The organism is Streptomyces huiliensis (assembly GCF_020037025.1).
Taxonomy (GTDB): domain Bacteria; phylum Actinomycetota; class Actinomycetes; order Streptomycetales; family Streptomycetaceae; genus Streptomyces; species Streptomyces huiliensis.
Window position 1 is genome coordinate 1 of record NZ_JAIQLH010000231.1, and the last position, 5,074, is coordinate 5,074.

Genomic DNA, 5,074 nt, shown 5'->3' on the forward strand with positions numbered 1-5,074 from the left:
GGCCGGCGGGGCGCCGAACCCGGGCGCGGTGCCCCGCGGTGCGCCGAAGCCCGGCGGCGCGTCCTGCGGCGACGCGAGGACCGTGGGCGTGGGGTCGGGCGTGGGGCCGGGCCGGTCCTGGGGCGCCGCGACCGTCGGGGTCGGGTCCTGGGGCGCGCCGAAGCCTCCGGCCGGCTGCTCCGGGGGCACCCCCTGCGGTGGCTGAGGCGGCTTGGGCGGCTGTGACATCGGCTTTCCTCTTTACGCGCGGGAAGCCGCGGCCCGACCGGCCTCCCCCGCGATCCCGGTGGCGGGCGGCCATCGGGAAGGAGCGCATCGGGTGCGGTTCCCGCCAGTGAGCGGCAGGCGAGCGGGGGTTCTTTGTATCACTCCGCCCCGACGGGGCAGGGAGTGCCGCCGGGCGCGCGGAGCCACCGATACCGGGCTGTGACGAGACCGTTGTGGCTTCGATGGAGGGCGCGCCCGCGGCTTCGTCGGAGCGCGCCCGCGGCCTCGCCGGAGGGCGCGTCCGGACGTCGTCGAAGGGCGCGCCCGGGCTTCGTCACGCGTCCTCGGCCAGCTCCAGCCAGCGCATCTCCAGCTCCTCGCGCTCCGCGGCGAGTTCGCGGAGTTCGGCGTCGAGCTTGGCCACCGCCTCGAAATCGGTGGCCTGTTCGGCGATGCGCGCGTGCAGCTTCGCCTCCTGCTCGCTCACCTTGTCGAGCCGCCGCTCGATCTTCTGGAGCTCCTTCTTGGCGGCCCGGGCGTCGCCCGCGCTCTTCTGCTTGGCCGGGGCCGCGGCGGCCGGAGCCGCGGGCACCGCCGCGTCGAGGACGGCCTGCCGCCGCTCCAGGTACTCGTCCAGGCCGCGCGGCAGCATCCGCAGGAAGCGGTCGCCGAGCAGGGCGAACACCCGGTCGGTGGTGCGCTCGACGAAGTAGCGGTCGTGGCTGATGACGACCATCGACCCGGGCCAGCCGTCGAGCAGGTCCTCCAGCTGGGTCAGGGTCTCGATGTCGAGGTCGTTGGTGGGCTCGTCGAGGAAGAGGACGTTGGGCTCGTCCATCAGCAGCCGCAGGATCTGCAGCCGGCGGCGCTCACCGCCGGAGAGGTCGCCGACGGGCGTCCACTGCTTCTCCTTGGTGAAGCCGAACTTCTCGCACAGCTGCCCCGCGGTCATCTCGCGGCCCTTGCCGAGGTCGACGCGGTCGCGCACCTGCTGGACGGCTTCCAACACCCGCAGGGCGGGGTTCAGTTCGCCGACCTCCTGGGAGAGGTAGGCGAGCTTGACCGTCTTGCCGACGACGACCTTGCCGGCCGCGGGCTGCTTCTCGCCCTCGGTCCTGGCGGCCTCGGCGAGGGTGCGCAGCAGCGAGGTCTTGCCGGCGCCGTTGACGCCGACGAGGCCGACGCGGTCACCGGGGCCGAGCTGCCAGGTCAGGTGCTCGATGAGGACCTTGGGGCCGGCCTGGACGGTGACGTTCTCCAGGTCGAAGACGGTCCTGCCCAGCCGCGAGCTCGCGAACTTCATCAGCTCGGCGCTGTCGCGCGGCGGCGGCACGTCGGCGATCAGCTCGTTGGCGGCCTCGATGCGGAAGCGCGGCTTGCTGGTGCGGGCCGGGGCGCCGCGGCGCAGCCAGGCGAGCTCCTTGCGCATCAGGTTCTGCCGCTTGGCCTCCTCGGAGGCGGCGATCCGCTCGCGCTCGGCGCGGGCGAAGACGTAGTCGCTGTAGCCGCCCTCGTACTCGTGGACGGTGCCGCGCTGGACGTCCCACATGCGGGTGCAGACCTGGTCGAGGAACCAGCGGTCGTGCGTGACGCAGACGAGCGCCGAGCGGCGCTCCCGCAGGTGGCGGGCGAGCCAGGAGATGCCCTCGACGTCCAGGTGGTTGGTGGGCTCGTCGAGGACGATGAGGTCCTGGTCGGCGATCAGCAGCTTGGCGAGCGCGATGCGGCGCCGCTCGCCGCCGGAGAGCGGGCCGATGACGGTGTCCAGGCCCTGCGGGAAGCCCGGCAGGTCGAGGCCGCCGAAGAGGCCGGTGAGGACGTCGCGGATCTTGGCGTTGCCCGCCCACTCGTGGTCGGCGAGGTCGCCGATGACCTCGTGCCGGACGGTGGCCTCGGGGTCGAGGGAGTCGTGCTGGGTGAGGACGCCGAGACGCACGTGGCCCGCGTGGGTGACGCGGCCCTTGTCGGCCTCCTCCAGCTTGGCGAGAATGCGGATCAGGGTGGTCTTGCCGTCGCCGTTGCGGCCGACCACGCCGATCCGGTCGCCCTCGTTGACGCCGAGGGAGACGCCGTCGAGCAGCGCACGGGTGCCGTACACCTTGTCGACGGCTTCCAGATTGACCAGGTTGGCTGCCATTCCGCTCCTCGCTCCGCGGTCTCCCCTTCAGGAGCCCTGTGGTCCTCCCTTCAGGATCCCACGCCCGTCGGGAACGCCAGCCCCGGCGTCTCCCCGCTCACACCTTCGCCGCCTCCACCGGGCGGGCGCGCAGGGCGGCCCACGTGGGAACGAGCGTCGAGACGAGCGTCACGGCCCCGGCGGCGGCCACCACCGCGAGGTAGATCGAGGCGGGCCCGGACGGCAACGGGCTGTCCGAGACGGACAGGTCGAACGGGACGAGCGTGGTGGCCGCCGCGAGGGTGCCGAGGATCAGGCCGACCGCGGTGACGTACAGGCTCTCGATCGCCATCATCCGCATCACCTGGCCCTTGGTGGACCCGGTGAGCCGCTGGAGGGCGAACTCCCGGCGCCGGGTGCCGACCGCGACGACCGTCGAGTTGACGACGGCGAGGATGGTGTAGGCCACGAGCATGCCCACGATGAGGTAGTTCGCCCACATCTGCGTGCGGGTGTTCTGCTTCCGCTGGGCGGTCACCTCGTCCCGGTCGCTGACCTTCAGCCCCGGGTGCCGCGCCGCGAACCGGCCCAGCTCGCCGGTGAGCCGCTCGACGGGGACGCCGGGCGCGGCCTTGACGAGGATCTGCGCGGGCAGTCCCGCGGTGGTGTGCCGGGCGAGCAGCGAAGCGCTGGTCAGGGCCGTCTCGAAGCCCTCGCGGGCCGGGAAGAGGGCCACGATCCGGACGTCGACCGAGGCGCCGTCGCCCATCTTCAGTCCGATGGTGTCGCCGACCCCGCGGTGCATGCGGCGGGCGGCGGCCTCGGGGAGGGCGACGGCGTTCCCCTTGAGGTCGGCCAGCCGGCCGGCGGTCGGCCGGGTCGCGAGGACCTGCCCGGCGCCCTCCGCGTCGATGCCCTGGAGGGCCGTGCCGTGCTTGTTCTCGTCTCCGTCGTGCGGACGCACGGTGTACGCGAAGCCGGTGGCGGTCGCGCTCGCGGCGGCGACGCCGGGCAGCCGGCGCACGGCGGTCACCAGCGCGGGGTCGACGCCGCCGGCCGCCGAGGCGAGCACCGCGTCGGCCCGCAGGTTCTCGGTGAACTCCCGGTCGGTGGCGGCGGCCACGCTGGTCTGGAGGTAGAGCATGCCGGTGGTGATGGCGGTCGCCAGCATCACCGGCGTGGCGACGGCGGCCGTACGGACCGCGCTCGCCCGGCAGTTGAGCGCGGCCAGCCGGCCGGACGCGCCGGTCAGCAGGCGCACGGGCCAGTGCAGCAGGACGCTCACGGCCTTCGCGAACCACGGCCCCAGCAGCGCCAGGCCGACGACGCAGCACATCACCGTCGGCCCGGCCGTGCTCGCCGCCACCGGGCCACGCAGGACGAGCGCGGTGACCAGGGCGAGGGCGGTCGCGCCGGCCAGGAACAGCAGCGCGAGGCCCAGCCGCACCGGATGGAACCAGCGCTGCCGCACGGCCGCCTCGCCCAGCGCCTCGACGGGCTTGGTGCGGACGGCCCGCAGGGTGCCGAAGAGGGTGCCGGCGACGGTCGTCAGCAGGAGGGAGCCGTACGCGGGCAGGGTGGGGATCCAGCCCTGGCTGAACTCGACGGTCTCCGCGACCATGCCCGTGTCCGTCATCCGCCCGAACAGCCACCGGCCGAGCGCGGGGCCCGCCGGCCAGGCGGCGGCCCCGGCGAGCACGGCGACCGCCAGGCTCTCGCCGAGGAGCATCCGGCGCACCTGGCCCCTGGTGGTGCCGACCGCCCGCAGCAGGGCCAGCTCCCGGAACCGCTGCTGGGCGGAGAGCCCGACGGTCCCGGCGACGACGAACATCGCCACCGTGACGCCCAGGCCGCCGAAGACCCCGGAGATCGCCACCAGGTCCTCGCCGCCCGCGACCACCTCCGGGTGCTCGACGGCTCCCCGGTCGTCGCCGGTGAGCAGGGTGACGGGCTGCCCGTCGAGTGCCGCCTTGACGCCCTTCCGTACGGCGCCGACGTCCGCGCCGGGGTCGGTGACGACCGCGATGTCGGCCACCGTGCCGGGGTGGGCGGAGAGCCGCTCGGCGTCGGCCGCGGAGAAGAACAGCGTCCGCTGCGGCACCTCCCGGCCCGCGGCGGGCCGGGCCACGCCGCTCACCCGGTACTCGGCCGAACCGCCGTGCGCCGCGACGCGGATCCGGTCGCCCGCCCCGGCCCTGGCCCGCCGGGCGAGGGCCGCGTCGAGGACCACCTCGCCGCGGCGGGGCGCGGCGCCTTCCGCGAGGGCGTACGGGGTGAGGGCCGCGGACTCCCACGCGTGCCCCCGCGCCGTCCCGTCCCCGCCCCCGCCCGGCAGCGCCGCGTCGAACGTCCGCTCCCCGATCGCCTTGCGGACGCCGGGTACGGCCTCGACCTTGCCCACCAGCCCGGCCGGCAGCTCGACGCGCTCCGCGAGGACCCGCTGCTTCTTGTCTCCCGCCTGGTGGTGGCTCCGGTCACCCGTGACCAGGATCTGCGCCCCCGCGAGGCGCTCCGGCGGGACGTTGTTGCGGATGCCCGTCTCCATCAGCCCTCCGCAGGCCATCACGATGGTGGCGCCGATGAAGAGGGCCACGAAGGTGGCGAGGAAGGCGCCGGCTCTGTGGCGGAGGGAGCGGAGGGCGAGTTTGCCGATCATTCCCGCAACGCTAGGTTCCGCGGCGGGCGCGGCCCATGGGAGCAGCGGGTGGGTGGGGGGTGGGGTTTTCCCCAGCCCCGCCCCTTCACCGTTTC

General features: G+C 74.6%; 2 protein-coding genes and 1 pseudogene. All 3 read right to left on the reverse strand.

Annotation, left to right across the window (positions count from 1 at the left end):
* A pseudogene (locus JNW98_RS29215) lies at positions 1-228 on the reverse strand (outer membrane protein assembly factor BamB family protein); the annotation flags it as partial.
* Positions 229-541: 313 nt separating this feature from the next.
* The gene (locus JNW98_RS29220; protein ID WP_223771310.1) at positions 542-2,344 is read right to left on the reverse strand and encodes an ABC-F family ATP-binding cassette domain-containing protein; all 1,803 of its coding nucleotides are present in this window, start codon (positions 2,342-2,344) and stop codon (positions 542-544) included.
* Positions 2,345-2,441: 97 nt separating this feature from the next.
* The gene (locus tag JNW98_RS29225; protein ID WP_223771311.1) at positions 2,442-4,979 is read right to left on the reverse strand and encodes an ABC transporter permease; all 2,538 of its coding nucleotides are present in this window, start codon (positions 4,977-4,979) and stop codon (positions 2,442-2,444) included.
* Between the last annotated feature and the right edge of the window lie 95 nt (positions 4,980-5,074).